General features: G+C 68.8%; 14 protein-coding genes and 2 pseudogenes. 12 read left to right on the top strand and 4 right to left on the bottom strand.

What is annotated here, in order from left to right; genetic code table 11:
- Positions 1–625: 625 nt before the first annotated feature.
- The 4 genes and pseudogenes from P8A20_RS07740 (at position 626) to P8A20_RS07715 (ending at position 6955) form a co-directional block, all read left to right on the top strand.
- A complete protein-coding gene (locus tag P8A20_RS07740; protein WP_371606759.1) occupies positions 626–1030 on the top strand; it encodes an SseB family protein in 405 nt (134 codons plus the stop codon).
- A complete protein-coding gene (locus tag P8A20_RS07735) occupies positions 1020–1685 on the top strand; it encodes a hypothetical protein (protein ID WP_306103197.1) in 666 nt (221 codons plus the stop codon). Before P8A20_RS07740 ends, P8A20_RS07735 begins: the two co-directional genes overlap by 11 nt.
- A gap of 2 nt (positions 1686–1687) precedes the next feature.
- Positions 1688–6485 (top strand): annotated as a pseudogene (locus P8A20_RS38660) (putative T7SS-secreted protein).
- Positions 6473–6955, top strand: coding sequence for a hypothetical protein (locus P8A20_RS07715; RefSeq protein WP_147958269.1), 483 nt, complete (start codon positions 6473–6475; stop codon positions 6953–6955). The pseudogene P8A20_RS38660 and the gene P8A20_RS07715 overlap by 13 nt, the downstream one beginning before the upstream one ends.
- A gap of 161 nt (positions 6956–7116) precedes the next feature.
- Here P8A20_RS07715 and P8A20_RS07710 read toward each other — a convergent pair whose 3' ends face one another.
- From P8A20_RS07710 to P8A20_RS07690, 4 genes and pseudogenes are all read right to left on the bottom strand, one after another.
- A complete protein-coding gene (locus tag P8A20_RS07710; protein WP_147958268.1) occupies positions 7117–7446 on the bottom strand; it encodes an esterase in 330 nt (109 codons plus the stop codon).
- Positions 7447–7808: 362 nt separating this feature from the next.
- Complete coding sequence (locus P8A20_RS07700; RefSeq protein ID WP_187282069.1) at positions 7809–7979, bottom strand: hypothetical protein; 171 nt, start codon at positions 7977–7979, stop codon at positions 7809–7811.
- A gap of 77 nt (positions 7980–8056) precedes the next feature.
- Positions 8057–8308 (bottom strand): SPDY domain-containing protein, encoded by a 252-nt coding sequence (locus P8A20_RS07695; RefSeq protein ID WP_147958325.1) that lies wholly within the window; start codon positions 8306–8308, stop codon positions 8057–8059.
- A 22-nt stretch (positions 8309–8330) separates the two neighbouring features.
- Positions 8331–8462, bottom strand: a pseudogene (locus P8A20_RS07690) (DUF317 domain-containing protein); the annotation flags it as partial.
- A 314-nt stretch (positions 8463–8776) separates the two neighbouring features.
- Here P8A20_RS07690 and P8A20_RS07685 point away from each other — a divergent pair.
- From P8A20_RS07685 to P8A20_RS07645, 8 genes are all read left to right on the top strand, one after another.
- Positions 8777–9535 (top strand): restriction endonuclease, encoded by a 759-nt coding sequence (locus P8A20_RS07685; RefSeq protein WP_445978186.1) that lies wholly within the window; start codon positions 8777–8779, stop codon positions 9533–9535.
- 393 nt (positions 9536–9928) lie between these two features.
- Positions 9929–10240, top strand: coding sequence for a transposase (locus tag P8A20_RS07680; RefSeq protein ID WP_371930258.1), 312 nt, complete (start codon positions 9929–9931; stop codon positions 10238–10240).
- Positions 10237–11109 (top strand): IS3 family transposase, encoded by an 873-nt coding sequence (locus P8A20_RS07675; RefSeq protein ID WP_306103196.1) that lies wholly within the window; start codon positions 10237–10239, stop codon positions 11107–11109. Before P8A20_RS07680 ends, P8A20_RS07675 begins: the two co-directional genes overlap by 4 nt.
- Positions 11110–11637: 528 nt before the next feature.
- Positions 11638–12657 carry a helix-turn-helix domain-containing protein gene (locus tag P8A20_RS07665; RefSeq protein WP_306103195.1) on the top strand — a complete coding sequence of 340 codons (1020 nt, stop codon included), beginning with the start codon at positions 11638–11640 and terminating at the stop codon, positions 12655–12657.
- Positions 12658–12753: 96 nt separating this feature from the next.
- A complete protein-coding gene (locus P8A20_RS07660; protein WP_306103194.1) occupies positions 12754–13227 on the top strand; it encodes a rhodanese-like domain-containing protein in 474 nt (157 codons plus the stop codon).
- Positions 13224–14417 (top strand): trans-sulfuration enzyme family protein, encoded by a 1194-nt coding sequence (locus P8A20_RS07655; protein ID WP_306103193.1) that lies wholly within the window; start codon positions 13224–13226, stop codon positions 14415–14417. The genes P8A20_RS07660 and P8A20_RS07655 overlap by 4 nt, the downstream gene beginning before the upstream one ends.
- Before the next feature lie 35 nt (positions 14418–14452).
- Positions 14453–15430 carry a GlxA family transcriptional regulator gene (locus tag P8A20_RS07650; protein WP_306103192.1) on the top strand — a complete coding sequence of 326 codons (978 nt, stop codon included), beginning with the start codon at positions 14453–14455 and terminating at the stop codon, positions 15428–15430.
- A gap of 252 nt (positions 15431–15682) precedes the next feature.
- Positions 15683–16693 carry an alcohol dehydrogenase catalytic domain-containing protein gene (locus P8A20_RS07645; RefSeq protein ID WP_306103191.1) on the top strand — a complete coding sequence of 337 codons (1011 nt, stop codon included), beginning with the start codon at positions 15683–15685 and terminating at the stop codon, positions 16691–16693.
- The last annotated feature ends 1 nt before the right edge of the window (position 16694 follow it).

The raw sequence follows: 16694 nt of genomic DNA, 5'->3' as shown, positions 1-16694 counted from the left end.
TGACCGGCGCCCGCGGCTCGGGTACAAGGACGAGGCAGGGCCCGACCGAGATCTCCGCGGCGTGCTGTGGGCCCGGTACTCCATGTCACTCGGCTTCGCGGGACAGCCCACCGGGAACCCGAGGTGGCGGCTGGTGCACCCGCTCCGCCAGCGCATCACGACGGCGCTCCTGCGCTGCCAGGTGTGCACGGTCCCGCTGAAGCGCAGCGACGGCATCCTCTTCGTAGAGACGGCCGACGACGGCGACGACTACACCGGGCCGGTGAAGACCGCGCAGCCGCCGGTGTGTCTGGAGCACGCCCGGATGGCGGCCCGGCGGTGCCCCCGGCTCAGGAGCCAGGGCCACGTCGCCCTGCTGGCCACGCGGTTCCCGCTCTACGGCGTCATCGGCACCCCGTACCAGTACACCGCCGACGGCATCCAGCCCCTCGCCGCCTCGGACGCTCCCCTGCCCTACGACCACCCCCAGATCGGCTGGTTCCTCGCCTCTCAGCTCGTACGCGAACTGCGGGACTACGAGGTCGTCAGCCTGGACGAGGAAGAACCACTTCACCCGCACGCTCGTCCTATTCTACGGGGCATCAGCCGACCAGGACGAGGGGGACGCGTGGGACAGCCGAGGACGATGCTCGCCCAACGAATATCCGAGCAAAGGGCGGGAGTTGGCAATGCGCAGGCGTTGGTGGGTGAGATGCGGCGCACGGTTCTCCTGGTCCCATCGGTGGGGCCCGGTCTGTGGAGTGCCCGATCGGGCGGTGTTCGGTGGATCTGTGCGTTCACGGACGATGCGGCGCTGGCCCGCTTCGCCATTCACCACGGTCAGGGTGATCGTCTGATGGACTACGTCGCGCTGCTCGGGGCGCGGATCGTGGACGAGATCGTGCCGGCCTTGGACGAGCCCGGCGGACTCGCAGTGGACATCGCCAACGAGGACGGGGCGATGTTCTTCCCGCCGGTCACCGGAATCGTCCCGGACAGCGTCGCAGTCGACGCCGGCGCCACGGAGAAGGTACGCAGCCATGGGCACTGACGAAGCGAACCTGGCCTTCGACCAAGGGTCGGTCGCGAAGTTCACAAAAGGCGTGGGCGCGACGATCGATCAGCTCGGCGAACTCGGCGGCGCCACCGGGTCGGTGATGGGCAAGGGGTTCTCGGGTCTTGCCATGACGGGAATGGAAGCCGGGCACCACGGGCTGTCGGTGGACTTCGAGGATTTCTGCGAGCGGTGGGAGTGGGGCGTGCGTGCCCTGGTGAGCGACGCGAGCGAGCTCGCATCGCGTCTCGGGCTGGCGGCGGGCACACAGTGGGAGCACGACCAGTACGTCGAGGGCTCGCTGAAGGTCGGCGTCAATGCCGTGATGGGCGGCAACCCGCATGCCAGTGAGGAGGACATCACCCAGCAGAACTGGGGTGACGTCTTCACTCCCGACTACCTGGACCCGGACTGGAGCGCCGAGTCGTTCGAGAAGGCCGGCCAGGACATGGAGCAAACCTGGAAGGACACCGGACGCACCGTTCTTACCGAGGGGCAGGGTGGTCGGCAGTCGGAGAGGCTCAAGGACGAGCTCGGCCTCAGTGACGGCCAGTGGGACCGGGCGCTGGACGACACGTTCGGGCCGTCGCCCGAGGAACGTGCCCAGCAGGCACAACGACAGGGTGGCTCGGACACGGGCGGGGGCGGCTGAGGATGGGCGTCGGAGATTTCATCAGGGACATCACGCCGGACTCGGTCGAGGACGTGGTTGAGGACGGTGTCGAATGGGCCGGCGACCGGGTCGAGGATGCCGGGAACTGGACAGCGGACCGGCTGGACGACGTGGGCTGGGAATCCGGTTCGGACTGGGTTCGGGAGCAGTCGCGTTCGGTGGCGAACCGGATGGGCGCCGAGGTCGAGGAGATGGACCTCGGGCAGACCGAGGACAAGGCCAAGCTGGTCTACGGGAGCCCCGGCAACATCCGTTCCACGGCGACGCAGCTCCGCTCGTTCCAGGAAGCATTCGACGACGCCGGCGGCGGGTTGAAGGGTCTCGACTCCTCGCGGCTGAAGGGTGAGGCAGCGGATGCGCTGCGCACCGCGGTGAATACCCAACCGCCGAAGTGGTTCACCGGTGCCGATGCCTGTGAGAAGGCGGCGGCCGCGCTGGAGGCGTACGCCGGAACCGTCACCTGGGCACAGAACCAGGCGCAGACGGCGATCGACGTGTGGAAGGAAGGCGTCAAGGCCTCTCAGGACGCGGCCGACGCACATCGCAAGCGGATCGACGACTACAACAAGGCCGTCGACCTCTACAACGCGCAGGCCCCCGAGCAGCGCAACCCCAGTACTCTGCCGCCCTGTCCCGCGTCGACGTTCGATGACCCGGGCAAATCGCTGATGCAGGATGCGCAGGAACTCCTCGCCCAGGCTCGCGAGCAGCGGAACACTGCCGCAGAGACTGCCCGGAGCGCCGTCCGCGCCGCCCGCGACACGGCCCCGGACAAGCCCTCGTACGCACAGCAGGTAGGTGACGGTCTGCAGGAGTTGCAGATCATCAACGACCACGTCGGCGGCGGCGTCATCAAAGGCACCGCAGGGCTGGTGAACTTCGTCCGGGGGATCAATCCGCTGGATGCGTACAACATCACCCACCCCGCCGAGTACGCCACCAGCCTCAACAGTCTTGCCGCCGGCCTGCTGGTCGCCGCCAACGACCCGGTCGGTACCGGCAAGCAGATGATCAGCGACTTCATGAAGGACCCCGCGGAAGGGTTCGGTCGGCTGCTGCCCGACGCGGCACTGACCGTGGCCACCGGCGGGGGCGGGGGCGTCGTCAAGGGTGTCCGCCTCGCCGTGGACGCGGCCAAGGCATCCCGTGCCCGGAGGCTGCTCGACAACGTTCCCGACGGCACCCACAACCGCCCCGACGGGCATCGCGTGGTCTCCGGCACCGACCCTGTCGACCTCGCCTCGGGCCGGATGTTCCTGCCCCAGACCGATCTGGTGCTGCCGGGAACCCTGCCGCTGGTCTTCACCCGCCGCACCGAGTCCGGCCTGTTGGCAGGCAGGTTCCTCGGTCTCTCCTGGACCTCCACTGTCGACGAGCGCCTGGAGATCGACGCGTCCGGCGTCGTCCACGTCACCGCCGACGGCCTCCTGATTTCCTATCCGCACCCCGCCCCAGGGACCCCGACCACCCCGGAGTCCGGGACGGCCCGCACACTGCTGGCCCGTGAAGCGGACGGCGACTACACCGTCACTGATCCCGGTACGGGCCTGGTCCGGCACTTCGCCGCGCCGGAGGACAGCGAACCGGGCGGCGACGGTGACGGCTGGCTGGACCGGGTCGAAGACCGCCACGGCAACTGGTGGGCCGTGGAACGTACCGAAAACGGCACTCCGCTCGCCCTCACCTGTTCTGCGGGCCGTCGGGTGGCCGTCGAGATGAGCGACGGGCGGGTCACGGCGCTGTCCCTGGAGGGAGCGGGAAAGAACGGGGAGGACCTGCCTCTGATGCGCTACGGCTACGAGGACGGAAACCTCACCACTGTCGTCAAGCCGTCCGGTGCCACCACCACCTTCGTTCACGACGGCCGCCGCCGCGTCACCGCCTGGGTCGACTCCAACAACAGCCGTTACGACTACACATACGACGACCGCGACCGCGTCATCGCCGAAGGCGGTCAGGCCGGCCACATCCAGATCACCCTCACCTACACCGAACCCGACCCGGAGACCGGTGGCCGCACCACCAGCCTCACCACGGCCGGCGGACACACGACCCGGCACCAGATCGATCGCCACTGCCGGGTGGTGGCCACCACCGATCCGCTCGGCCACACCACCCGCTTCACCCATGACGCCCGTGGCAACACGCTCACCCGCACCGATCCGTTGGGCCGCACCACCGCCTTCACCCACGACGAGAACGGCCGCCTGCTCGCCGTCACCCGTCCCGACGGGAGTGAACTGCGCACTGTGCGCGACCTGTCGGGGCTGTCCACGGAATTCCGCGGGCCGGACGGTGCCCGCTGGCTCCAGGAATTCGACAAACACGGCAGCCGCACCGCCGTCACCGACCCGGCCGGTGCCACCACTCGGTACGCCTACGACGGCCGGGGCAGGCTGACCACCGTCACAGACGCCCTCGGCGCCACCACCACCGTGCGCTGCGACGCAGCAGGGCTGCCGGTGGCAGTGACCGACCCGTCCGGCGGCACCACCCGCCTGGAACGCGATGCCCTGGGCCGGATCGTGCGCACCGTCGACCCGATGGGGAGCGTCACCCGGGTCGTCCTGGACGAGGACGGCAACCTCGCCCGCCGCATCGCCCCGGACGGCTCCACCGAGTCGTGGACGCACGACGGCGAGGGGAACCCCCTCAGCCATACCGGTCCGGCCGACGGCATGTCCCGCTTCGACTACACCCACTTCGACCTGCTCACCGCCCGAATAGGGCCCGACGGTACCCGCCACACGTTCGAGCACGACGCGGACCTGCGGCTGACTCGGGTCACCGGCCCGCACGGCACCTGGTCCTACACATACGACGCCGCCGGACGACTCGCTTCCGAGACGGACTTCGACGGTCGTACCCGCACCTACCGGTACGACGCCGCCGGGCAGCTCACCGCCCGGTCCGACGCCCTCGGCCGGACCGTGTCCTACACCTACGACCAGCTCGGCCAAGCGGTCCGCAAGGACGTGGCGGGCAAGGTGACCACCTACGCGTACGACCGGGCCGGACGCCTGCTGCACGCTGCCGGACCGGACAGCGAGATCCTCTACACGTACGACCGGCGCGGCCGGACCAAGACCGAACTCGTCGACGGCCGCGCCATGAACTATGCCTACGACAGACTGGGCCGCCGGGCCCGCCGCGTCACCCCTACCGGCGCGGTCACCGAGTACGGCTACGACGCCGCCGGCCGTGCCGCCCGGATAACCAGCGGCGGCCGCGAGATAGCCTTCACCCACGACGCGGCCGGCCGGGAACTCGAGCGCGTCTTCGGCGGCTCCCTCAGCCTTGCCTCCGCCTGGGACGAGGCCGGAAGGATCAGCGCCCAGCACCTGACCATCGAGGGCCGTTCACTCAACCACCGTCACTACGCCCACCGCGCCGACGGCCATCTCACGTCCGTGACCGACGATCTGTCGGGCTCCCGCGCATTCGATCTGGACCCGGCCGGCCGGGTCACCGCTGTCCACGCAGAAGGATGGACCGAGCGCTACGCCTACGACCCGGCCGGCAATCAGACGGCGGCCTCCTGGCCGGCCTTCCCATCCCGGCCACGATGCCACCGGTCCCCGCTCCTACACCGGAACCTCCGTCACAAGGGCCGGCAACGTCCGCTTCGAACACGACGCCCTTGGCCGGGTGACCCTGCGCCAGAAAACCCGCCTCTCACGCAAGCCCGACACCTGGCGCTACGAGTGGGACGCCGAGGACCGACTCTCCGCCGTGGTCACCCCCGACGGCACCCGCTGGCGCTATCGCTACGATCCGCTGGGCCGTCGGACCGCAAAGCAGCGCCTTGCCGACGACGGCGAGAGTGTCGCAGAGGAGGTCCGCTTCACCTGGGACGGAACCACGCTGTGCGAACAGATCGTCCAGACACCGGATCTCTCGCACGTGGTCGCCCTCACCTGGGACCATCGTGGCTTGGTGCCGCTGTCCCAGACGGAGCGCCTCCTCACTCCGGACAGCCGTCAGGAGGAGATCGACCGCCGGTTCTTCGCCATCGCCACCGACCTCGTGGGAACGCCCACCGAGCTGGTCGAGGAGTCAGGCGAGATCGCCTGGCGCGCGAGGAGCACCCTCTGGGGCACCACCGCATGGGCTCGCTCCAGCACGGCCTATAACCCGCTGCGTTTCCCCGGCCAGTACTACGACCCGGAGACCGAGCTTCACTACAACCTTTTCCGCCACTACGACCCGGAGACCGGTCGCTACACCTCCCCGGACCCCCTCGGCCTCGGCCCCGCACCGAATCCGGTCGCCTATGTGCACAACCCGTTCACCGTCTGCGACCCCCTCGGCCTGTCGCCGTACTCGCAGTTCAAAGGTCTGGGCTGGCTGACGGACAAGCTGCTCGAACGCGCGTCGTTCCGATACCAGCGGCTCGTCACGGATCAGAGCTACGAGCAGCAGTGGATCCTGCCGGACGGCCGGGAGGTCCACGTCGACGGAGGCCCGCGGGACGGCTGGATCACAGAGGCGAAGTGGACCGGCGGTGACAGAATCGGCGAATGGGAGAAGTCTCCGTACAACCCAGATTTCAAGTACTACAACGAGGGTCGGCTCACGGCACAGACCGACAAACTGCTCGCCCTCAACGAGGATCTGGGAGGCAAGGGGGTCCGCTATATGGTGTCCAATGAATGGGGTGCCGCGCATGTGAACGAAGTGCTGTCCAAGGCCTTCCCCGAGGCCTATGCCAGCGGGCAGCTGAAGGCGTATCACGTGCCCGGCAACGGCATGAGTGGAATGAGTTCATGGCTGCAGTGATCGCAATGCTGGAAGAGCTCCGGGGCCTCGCCCCGCTGACTGCCGAGGGCGCGGCCGCGCGGTTCTCGGCCCAGGAGTGGACGCCCGGAGGTAAACCCCGCCACGGCGTGGAGACGTCGTGGGACAAGGGCAGCATCGGGGCCTGGATCCAGACGTTTACCAGTGGAACGGTCAGCGTCTCGTTCGCCGTCTGGATCCGCGACGTCGACGAGTCGGGCTACTTCGACGACCTGGAAGCTGTCTACGAGGAGGGGGAGCAAGCGCTGGCCGACTTCCTCCCGGCGGTCGAGGAATCCCCGCTTGCCGGCCACCTCATCGAAGCCGAGCCGACGGAGGCGGACCGGGACGAGTTCATTACGGTGAAGAAGTGGACCCTCGACGCCCGGATCCTGACTGCCGGCGTGATCCAGCAGGACACAGATCTGCCGGTGATGGTCGTGGTGGCGCTGGAGGAGCCCGGCGCCGCCTGACCCAGCCCGTATGCCAGGGTGCCCACGTCTCCATCCAGCGCTTGGCGAGCCCTCACGTACTTGGACCCGACATCCAGAGCTGAGTCGTACCGTACGCGGCTGGGCGTACGGCAAGGCCGCCCCTGCCTGATCGGCGCGGGGCAGCCTTTTGCGGTTCTCGGTCAGACCTCGGCGAGACGGTTCGAGAGGTCGAGGGCGTCGGTTGCGAACGTGAGGGCGGCGCACAGGCCGACTACCTCGTGGACGGTCGGACGGATCAGGCGAGGCCAGTTGTCCGGGGCGGCGGGCCAGGAGGCGAGGTGCACCTCGGTGGTGGCCAGGCCCAGGTGGGCGGTGACGTCCCAGCCTCCGGGGGAGGCGGGCTCCCAGCGGAGACGGATGCGGCCGAGGGGGAGTCTTGGAGTTTCGGCGGCGTGCCATGTGATGTCGAGCGGGCCGTCGGGGTGGGCGGAGACGCGCTGGACCAGTGCGCCGCTTACGCCGTCCGGCATGGGGCGTACGGCGAGGCCGTGCAGCGGAAGGACGGACGACGGGCGGTGTCGCGATGAGATGGAAGCCTCCGTGATGTTGAGGGAACGGGTCAGGCCCAGGAGAGGGCGTCGCACGCGCCTCCCGGGAGGTAGCCCTCTTGGCCGTCGTCGGCGATGAACGCCATGCCGTCCCGGACGACGACATCGGCCCCCACGTAGTGGGCGAAGGGGAAGTCGGGGTTGATGGCGAGGCGAATCGGCAGGTTGAGGTCGAGCCCCTCGAGCTGGCGGAGCAGGTGGCCGACGGTCAGGTGGTGGGGCGAGGGAACCTCCGAGAGCGGTACGGGAAGAGGGGGCCGGATCGATGGGTGCCGGGAGCACCGTTATTCAGCGAGGTCGCGCTGCCACTGGCGCACCTCGGCACGGCGGGCGGCGCGGCGGCGGATGGTCTTGGTACGACGGCCGTACTGGCCGGGCAGGTAGTAGCAGGTGCAGCGCCGGGCAAAGGCGCATTTGCGGCGGTAGCCGGGGCGGGTGGCCAGGAGCATGCGCACGGGTCGGGACCCTCTGTGGGGCGGACGGGTGAGCGAGCTCCGGTGAACGGGGCGGGCCATCGCCGGCCCTCAGTGGTTCAGTGGTCGGCGGGGGAGTGGGTGACGAGGGCGGCGAGGAATCCGGCGACGGCCTCGGTGGGGGTGTAGAGACCGAACTCCTGGATCCAGGCCTCGCCGTCCGCGGGCTGTACCCGGATCTGCCAGATGATGTCGCGCTGCCAGGCGGTGGCGTCCTCGGGAAGCCAGCCGACGTAGACGCGGCCGTCCGGGCTGGTCGCGTGGACGTTGGCCTCCGGGGCGTCGACGACCTCCCAGTCGAGGGCGCCCAGCGTCGGCTACGGCGTAGTCGCGGGCCAGAGCGGTGGTGAGGCCGGCGACGATCTCGGGTGGGGTGACGTGGTTGAAGGCGGCTGTCCAGCGGGGTGCGGAGAGGGCGTCTTGGGATGCGTTGATCTTCGTCGACTGGGTCCAGGACCTCCACATCGCGCAACCCTCCGTAAAGACTGACGGGCACTCAGGTATTCCTGACGTGTCGTCATTTATTTAAGATCATCTTGCACATGCATTGCACAAGGTGCTGAAAGACAACAGGGATCAGTGGAGGGTCGTAAAGGTAGGTATTAGCAGGTCAGGTGACACATTGAGGTGTCGTGCCCCTTGCCGCCAAGGGGCACGACACCCCGCCCGTCAGATGTCCCGGAAGAGAGCAGTCGCTCAGCTGACCTGCAGGAACGATCGACCATCAGCCCCTGACCTGGGGAAATGTCCTTTCGGTTGTTTCACGCTTGTGCCCCTTGATGCGGCCGAAAGTCCCAGGAAAGTCCCAGAGGGCTCCCAAGGAGACCAGGCGTTCTTTCCAGGTCATGCGGGCTGTGCCGCGCGGCGTCTGCCGGCGTGGCGGCCGCGGCAGCGGGGCGCAGCAGACAGCGGCGGCAGGAAGACCTGCTGCTCCTCGTCGTGGGCGAGGCCATGGCCATAGCGGTGGTTTCGGCGGTGCTCTCCTGGCTGGTGACGAACTGGTGGGTGCTCGTCGTACTGGGAGCGTGCGCTGCGGTGGGCGGGGCCTGGTGGTTTCACCGGTTCCAGCAGCAACAGGCTTGGGCGCGGGTACAGCAGCAGCCCTGCGCTATGCGCTGCCGCAGCTGGATGCCCTGCATCACCAGGACTTCGAGTACGCCATCCGTGACTTGATGCGCCGTGACGGAGGCACCGACGCCCGGCAGATCGGCGGGGCTGGCGACAACGGCGCCGACGTCCTGGCCACCGACCCCATGGCCGGACCTGGGTCATCCAGTGCAAGCACCGAGCGGCCGGTGACCGCGGGTCTTCGGTCCGCACCCCGGACCTGCAGCGGGTCAACGGGACCGCCCGTCAGCTCTACGGCGCGGCATCGTCCTCGTCGTCACGAACGGCCGGTTCTCCGCGCGTTGCGCACCCCGGGCTGCTCAGCTGATATGCACCTGGCCGACCGGCGGAGCCTTGCGGCCTGGGCGAGCGGTGGACAGCCTCTGTGGGAACTGCTGTCGAAGATTCCCGGCCCCCGCAAGAGCCGGTGATTCACGAGCCCTGAGCCGTGAACCGCTCGGGGGCCTCACTGCGGGGTGATCACGCCTCTACGGTGGGGTTTAGGCCGTAGGGCCCTATCAATCAGCCTTTACTACGAGCTACTGACCAGCCGGAGGGCTGGCCGGTCTTCCTCGACACCGAGCATGCGCCGCACCTGGGCTGCGCTCCAAGCCAACTCGTAAGCCAGTTCAGTCATTGTCAGCCCGTGGTCGCAGGCGAGAGTGAAGGCGTGGGACAGCAGCGCGGGCTGTTCGCCGGGATCGCCGGCCGGGGGTCCGGAGCGAAGCCGGGTTGCCCCTGCAGACCGTGCAGCCGCTGGTTGGGCTTGATCCGCTTTGACGGACATTCGAGATCTGGGGTTCAGCCCCGGGAGGATGTCCATCATGGAGAGCATGGGGAAGAAGAAGCCTCGCCGCCCTCGTCGTTCGTTCACGCCGGATTTCAAGGCTGAGATCGTCGGTCTGTGCCGACGAGGCGACCGGTCGGTCGGTCAGGTCGCCAAGGACTTCGAACTGACCGAGACCGCGGTGCGGGACTGGGTGAAGCAGGCCGAGGTCGACGCGGGCGAGCGCAACGGGCTGACCAGCAGTGAGCGCGAGGAACTGGCCGCGTTGCGGCGGGAGAACCGCCGGCTGCGTGAGGATGTCGACGTCCTCAAGCGAGCCACAGCTTTCTTCGCGAAGGAGACCCGGTGACGGTGCACCCGTTCATCGAGGCGGAGAAGCGTGCAGGTCACAGCGTCAAACGGGCGTGTGAGCTGATGAAGGTCTTCAGGACCGCCTTCTACGCCCGTCGCTCCGGCCTGCCCGGCCCCCGGGCGGTGCGGGATACTGAGCTGACCGAACAGATCACCGAGGTCCATGCGCGATCGCGCGGGACCTACGGGGCTCCGCGCGTGCATGCCGTGCTCACACGCGAGGGTGCCGGGTGCGACCGCCGTCGTGTCGCACGACTGATGCGGGCTGCCGGGCTGCAGGGCCGGCACCATAGACGACGGCAGGCGACCACGATCCCGGATCCCGGGGCTGCTTGGCGCCCCGACCTCATTGCCCGGGACTTCCAGCCCGACCGCACCGGGCTCGACACCCGCTGGTGCGGCGACATCACATACATCCCGACCGACGAGGGCTGGCTCTATCTGGCCACGGTCATCGACATCGCCTCCCGGCGCGTGGTCGGCTGGGCAACCGCCGATCACCTGCGAACCGATCTGGTGGCCGACGCGCTGAAATCTGCCTGCCGGCAGCGTCGCCCCACCCGTCCCGTGATCTTCCACTCGGATCGCGGCTGCCAATACACGAGCCAGCAATTCGCCTCCCTGGCCGACCAGTTCGGAGTTCGTCTATCCGTCGGCCGCACCGGTCAGTGCTGGGACAACGCGCTCGCCGAGTCGTTCTTCTCGACCATCAAACGCGAACTGCTCGGCACCTCCGCCTGGCCCACCCGGGCCACCGCCCACACCGCGATCTTCGACTTCATCGAAGGCTGGTACAACTTGCACCGACTGCACAGCAGCCTCGGCTACCTCAGCCCCGCCGAGTACGAGACCGCACTCGCAGCCTGACTACCACACCAATGGTGTCCGTCAAAGCGGAACAAGCTCACCCTTGGCCGAGGCGTGGGATTCGGCGACGTGAGGCATACGCGAACGATCAGCAGCGGGCCACCAGTCTGATCGCGGTCACGGCCCGCTCGAACCGGTCGAAGGCCGATCAAGATCCCTTCGAGTGGTTGCCCCCGGCCCAGGAGACCCTGTGCAGGTACGCCGCGGAGTGGACCGCGACCAAGCGCCGCTGGCAGCTCGCCGTCGACCAGGAAGAGTAGGACCGGCTGTTCGACATCGCGGCCGACTGCGGCGGGACCCTGGTCACCTCCGCCCCAGCCGTGTAGAAGCGGTCGCCCCCGCCGGCACGATGCGGATTTCCTTGGGCTCCCGATGGTGTCGAGCAGCATGAGGGGGCTACCTTCGGTTCGCCGACGGGCGGTGGGTCCAATCCGGTTTGGACGCCATTTGAGCGGCGGGCGTGATTGTTGTGCATACAACACCGGCCGCCAGCAGAACCGCCTGCTGGCGGCCGTAGCCTGGCTTCTTGTGGACACTGACAACCCGGTTCCGAGGACTCATGTGGTCGCGGCACTGGTTTATGACGGAATGGCTCCGTTCGAGCTGGGGATCGTGGTGGAGATCTTCGGGCTGCGACGTGCCGAGCTGGATCTTCCCTGGTACGATCTGCGGGTCTGTGCCGCCCGCCGTGGCCCTTTCCGGATCGCGGGCGGCATGACCGTGGAGGCCGATCACGGCCTGGAGGCGCTCGATCTCGCGGACACCGTGATCGTGCCCGGGGCCAACGTTATGGGGACGACGCCCGAGGATGTCCGAGACGCGCTGCGGCGGGCTCACGGGCGTGGTGCGCGCATCGTGTCCATCTGCTCCGGCGCATTCACTCTTGCCGACGCGGGCTTGTTGGACGGGTTGGATGCCACGACGCACTGGAAGTTCGCGCCGCTTCTCGCCTCGCGCCACCCGGCAGTCCGAGTGGACCCGAGCGTCCTTTACGTGGACTGCGGCCAGGTCCTCACCAGCGCCGGCTCGACGGCGGGCATTGACCTGTGCTTGCACATCGTGCGGACGGATTTCGGCGCTGTGGCGGCGAACACCGTCGCGCGGCACATGGTGGCTCCGCCGCACCGCGAGGGAGGGCAGGCGCAGTACATCGACGCGGCGGTGCCCGCGCCCCGCCAGGACGACGCTGTGGGGCGAGCGATGGGCTGGGCACTGGAGCACCTGACGGACACCATCACGCTGGACGATCTGGCCATGCAGGCGAACATGAGCCAGCGCAGCTTCGTACGGCACTTCCAGAAGCGTGCGGGTACCAGCCCAATACGGTGGATTGTTGATCAGCGGGTCCGCGCGGCTCTGCCGCTGCTGGAAGGCACGGACGTGCCGGTCGAGAAGGTGGGAGCCATGGCGGGATTCGACAGCCCCGCTACCTTCCGGCACCACTTTCACCGCGTGATGGGCACCTCGCCGACCGCGTACCGCAGGGCTTTCGGTCTCGGAGTTTCCTCAGCCTCCACCGGTCCTGTTGTGGCGGGATTTTCACGGTAACCAGCAGTTTCGCCACTGTCGGACCCAGGGCCAGCCACCGGAAGATCGCAGGGGACGTCCCTTCGCCGTCCCCTTGCTCTTCCGAAGGAAGCTTGAATGTCCCTCGTCAGACGTGATCTTCCCCCTCCCCGCGCCGCCGACTCAGTGGCCGCCCGGTTCACCGCCCAATTGCAGATCCACACCGACGTCCACGACGTCGCCGCTGACCTGGAGGCCGGCGCCGACGGCCTCGTCATCATCGATACGAGGCCGCACGAGAGCTGGCGGAATGGGCACCTGCCCGGCGCGATCCCGATGCGGGCCGAGTCCGTCGCCACGGAGGCGGCAGGGCGCGTACCCCCGGGCTTCGTGGTCGTTACCTACGGATGGGGGCCCGCCTGCGACTCGGCGACTCGGGCCGCCCAGCAGTTCGCCCTGCTCGGTTACCGGGTCAAGGAGATGCTGGGCGGCTATGAATACTGGGTGCGCCGCGGGCTGCCCGTCCTGACGCCTGACGGCCTGTTCAGGAGCTGGCCGGACCCGAGAACCGGCCCCGCCCCGGCGCCGTCGGCCGAAGGAATGTCACGATGACGCCGGCACACCGGCGCGAGGACGCATTGCAGACCCGAGCCGTGCACCCTCCGGCGCCCGAGACCGGCCTGCTGGGGCGGGCCAGTGCGCCTCCTGTGCACCGCACCGCCACCTTTACCTTCGACTCCTCGGACTCCTTCGCCACGGTCATGTCCGACCACACCCGCGGTTACGCCTACAGTCGGATCGACAACCCCACCAGCGACGCGTTCGCCCAGGCCGTCGCCGGGCTGGAAGGTGGTCAGGACGGGCAGCCCTTCGCGTCAGGCATGGCCGCCATCACCACCACCCTGCTCGCCTTTCTTTCCGCCGGTGACCATGTCGTGGCGCAGCGGCGGTTGTACGGCGGCACGCATCACGTCCTGACCCGTGTGCTGCCCCGCTGGGGCATCGGTGTCTCGTTCGCTGACTCGCCGCAGGAAGCGGCGGCGGCGATGACGGACACCACCCGGTTGGTGTGGTGCGAGACGATCTCCAACCCGACGCTGCGGGTGGCCGATATCCCGGCCCTCGCTGCGGTTGCCCACGCCGGCGGAGCGCTGCTCGCAGTCGACTCGACGTTCGCGACCCCGGTCGTGTGCCGCCCGTTGTCAATGGGCGCGGATCTGGTGGTGCACTCCGCCACCAAGTACATCGGTGGGCACAGCGATGCTACGGGCGGGGTCGTCGTCGGCGAGCGTGAGCACCTGGATGCCGTGCGTGCCCTGCGTACGGATCTGGGTGGATCGCTCGCACCGGACGAGGCGTTCCTTCTGCTGAGGGGGCTGCAGACTCTTCCGTTGCGGGTCGAGCGGCAGAACCGCACAGCCGCGCGTCTCGCCGAAGGACTTGCCGTACACCGTGCGGTCGAGAGGGTCGAGTACCCGGGCCTGCCCGGGCGCCCGGATCACGCCCTTGCCGAAGCCGTTCTCGCGTCCGGACGTTTCGGAGGGGTCGTCACGCTCACTCCCCGTGGGGGGAAGGAGGCGGCTCTGCGACTCTGCGACAGTCTCCGGCTGTGCCACATCGTCACTTCGCTGGGCGGAACGGCCACCGGAGTCTCCCACGTCGCCTCGACCAGCCATCGCCAGCTCGACGACGACGCACTGACTGCGGCGGGCATTGCCCCCGGGGCGATCCGCGTCGCTGTGGGGCTGGAGGACCCGGATGATCTGCTGGCGGACTTCCACAGTGCACTGGACGGCCTGTGACGGGGCGGAGACCTGGAGGACAGGCGCCGCACCGGGTGGCTCTGGTCGTCCTGCCGAATCTGGTTCCCCTCGGCCTGGCCGTGCCGATGGACGTGTTCGGTCCGAAGCCGGATCTCGACCGGCCCCTGCCCAACTGGGACTTGGCGCCCTACGAGACGTACCTCGTCGGGGCGGCCGGCCCCTCGGGCACGCTCGGCGACTGGATGGCGATGCGGGACGTCCGCCCGCCGGAGTCGCTGAGCGAGGCGGACACGGTGATCGTGCCGGGCATGGGCGACCCGATGGCCGCTGTCGCCCCGGAGCTGCTGGCCCAGATCGGCGCCGCGGGCCGGCGGGGTGCCCGCATGGTGAGCATCTGCACCGGTGCGTTCGCTCTTGCCCAGGCCGGGGTCCTGGCAGGACGGCGGGCGACCACGCACTGGATGTTCTCGCGCCTGCTGCAGGAGCGGTACCCCGATGTCCGGGTCATCGACCACCATCTGTACATCGACGACGGCCAGGTGCTGACCTCGGGCGGAGTGATGTCGGGCATGGACCTGTGCATGCACATCCTGCGTCGTGACCTGGGCAGCGAACGGGCCAACCGGACCGCCCGCATCCTGGTGTTCCCGCCCCACCGCGACGGTGGCCAGTCCCAGTTCGTGATGCACGCGTGGCCCTCGGACACCAGAGGTCTGGGCAACACGCTCGACTGGATGCGCGAAAACCTCGACCGCACGCTCACGCTGGACGATGTCGCCGCGCACGCCCACATGAGTGTCCGCTCGCTGAGCCGCAAGTTCCGCGAGGTCACCGGCAGCACTGTGGTGACCTGGCTCAGTGAGCAACGCATCGAGCGGGCCAAGCAGATGCTGGAGACCAGCGACCTGACTGTGGGGAGGATCGCCGAGCGCGTCGGCTTCGGCACCCACGAAGCATTCCGCCTGCAGTTCGCACGCCAGGTCGGAGCCACCCCGACTGCCTACCGCGCCACCTTCCGTACTGGTTTCCAGACTGCGGCTCCGCCCCGATAAGTCCATCGGACGCTGCCTGCCTGCCCTCCTCAAAGGCGAGGAGAGTACGGCGGGCAACAGGCATGACCAGGCATGTTGCGCTGCGGGAGCCTGTCCGGATCTTTGGAAGTGCTGGCCGGGCAACCCGTGTCGCCGCCACCGGCCACCGGGAGATCGTGGAGACACACCGGGAGACACCCCCGGGTAACCGGACGCGAACCGCATACATCGCATTCCGGGAACCGTGCACCCCTTTCTTCTTGGAGCCCTTTGATGCGTGCAGCTATAGCCACCGCCGCCGGAGCACCCCTGTCCCTCACCGAGCGGGACGTACCCGAGCCCGGGCCCGGCGAGGTCCTCGTGAAGATCACCGCCTGCGGTGTCTGCTTCTCCGACCTCAACCTGCTGCGCGGCCACTACCCCTTCGCCCGCTTCCCTGTCGTGCCTGGCCACGAGATCACCGGAACGATCGCCGCGACCGGCCCGGGCGTCACCGGCCTCACCGCTGGCGACGCAGTCGGCGCACAGTTCCTCTACGACTCCTGCGGCAACTGCGGGTACTGCGCCGCCGGAGAACAGATTCTCTGCCCCCGCAAGCGGATCACCGGCGTGGTCGCTGACGGCGGGTACGCCGAGTACGCCCTCTTCAAGGCATCCTTCGTCACGCCTCTGCCCGCTGGCCTCGACCCGGTGGCCGCAGCCCCGCTGATGTGCGCGGGCGTCACCGCCTTCAACGGACTGCGCCAGGGCGGCGCGAAGGCCGGCTCCCGCGTCGCGGTGATCGGGGCGGGCGGCATCGGAGCGCTCGCCGTGCGCTACGCGGTCGCCATGGGCGCCCGGGTCGCCGTCATCGGCCGTTCCGCACGCGGCGAAGAGCAGGCCAAGGAACTCGGTGCCGAACTGTTCATCGCCTCCGCCGACACCGACCCGGCTACGGCGCTCAAAGCCTGGGACGGCGGCGCAAACCTCGTTCTCAACGCAGCCCCGTCCACCGCCGCGGCCTCCGCCACCCTAGGCGGACTGGCCCCCGACGGCACGCTGCTGCTGTGCGGTTACGGCAGCGACCCGCTGACCCTGCCGACCCAGCCCATGGTCCTCAACCGTCTGCGGGTCATGGCATCCCCGTCCGGGTCGCCCCACGACCTGCGGGACGCCCTCGCCTTCTCCGCGCAGCACAACATCCTGCCCTCCGTCACGCCGATCACCCTGGAACAGGCACCGGCCGCGCTCGACGCCATGGCCGCCGGCGCGGGCGGCGGACGCTCCGTCATCACCTTCGCCTGAC

It is taken from the genome of Streptomyces sp. Alt3, assembly GCF_030719215.1.
Lineage (GTDB): Bacteria > Actinomycetota > Actinomycetes > Streptomycetales > Streptomycetaceae > Streptomyces > Streptomyces glycanivorans.
Note: the sequence above shows the minus strand (reverse complement) of the source record. Positions and strands in the feature narration are given on the sequence as shown.

What these genes read in the sequence shown, in the direction of transcription:
- P8A20_RS07740 (WP_371606759.1), top strand. Translation starts at nt 626, where the DNA reads ATGCTCGCCCAACGAATATCCGAGCAAAGGGCGGGAGTTGGCAATGCG.
- P8A20_RS07735 (WP_306103197.1), top strand. Translation starts at nt 1,020, where the DNA reads ATGGGCACTGACGAAGCGAACCTGGCCTTCGACCAAGGGTCGGTCGCG.
- P8A20_RS07715 (WP_147958269.1), top strand. Translation starts at nt 6,473, where the DNA reads ATGGCTGCAGTGATCGCAATGCTGGAAGAGCTCCGGGGCCTCGCCCCG.
- P8A20_RS07710 (WP_147958268.1), bottom strand. Translation starts at nt 7,446, where the DNA reads ATGCCGGACGGCGTAAGCGGCGCACTGGTCCAGCGCGTCTCCGCCCAC.
- P8A20_RS07685 (WP_445978186.1), top strand. Translation starts at nt 8,777, where the DNA reads ATGCGGCCGAAAGTCCCAGGAAAGTCCCAGAGGGCTCCCAAGGAGACC.
- P8A20_RS07680 (WP_371930258.1), top strand. Translation starts at nt 9,929, where the DNA reads ATGGAGAGCATGGGGAAGAAGAAGCCTCGCCGCCCTCGTCGTTCGTTC.
- P8A20_RS07660 (WP_306103194.1), top strand. Translation starts at nt 12,754, where the DNA reads ATGTCCCTCGTCAGACGTGATCTTCCCCCTCCCCGCGCCGCCGACTCA.
- P8A20_RS07655 (WP_306103193.1), top strand. Translation starts at nt 13,224, where the DNA reads ATGACGCCGGCACACCGGCGCGAGGACGCATTGCAGACCCGAGCCGTG.
- P8A20_RS07645 (WP_306103191.1), top strand. Translation starts at nt 15,683, where the DNA reads ATGCGTGCAGCTATAGCCACCGCCGCCGGAGCACCCCTGTCCCTCACC.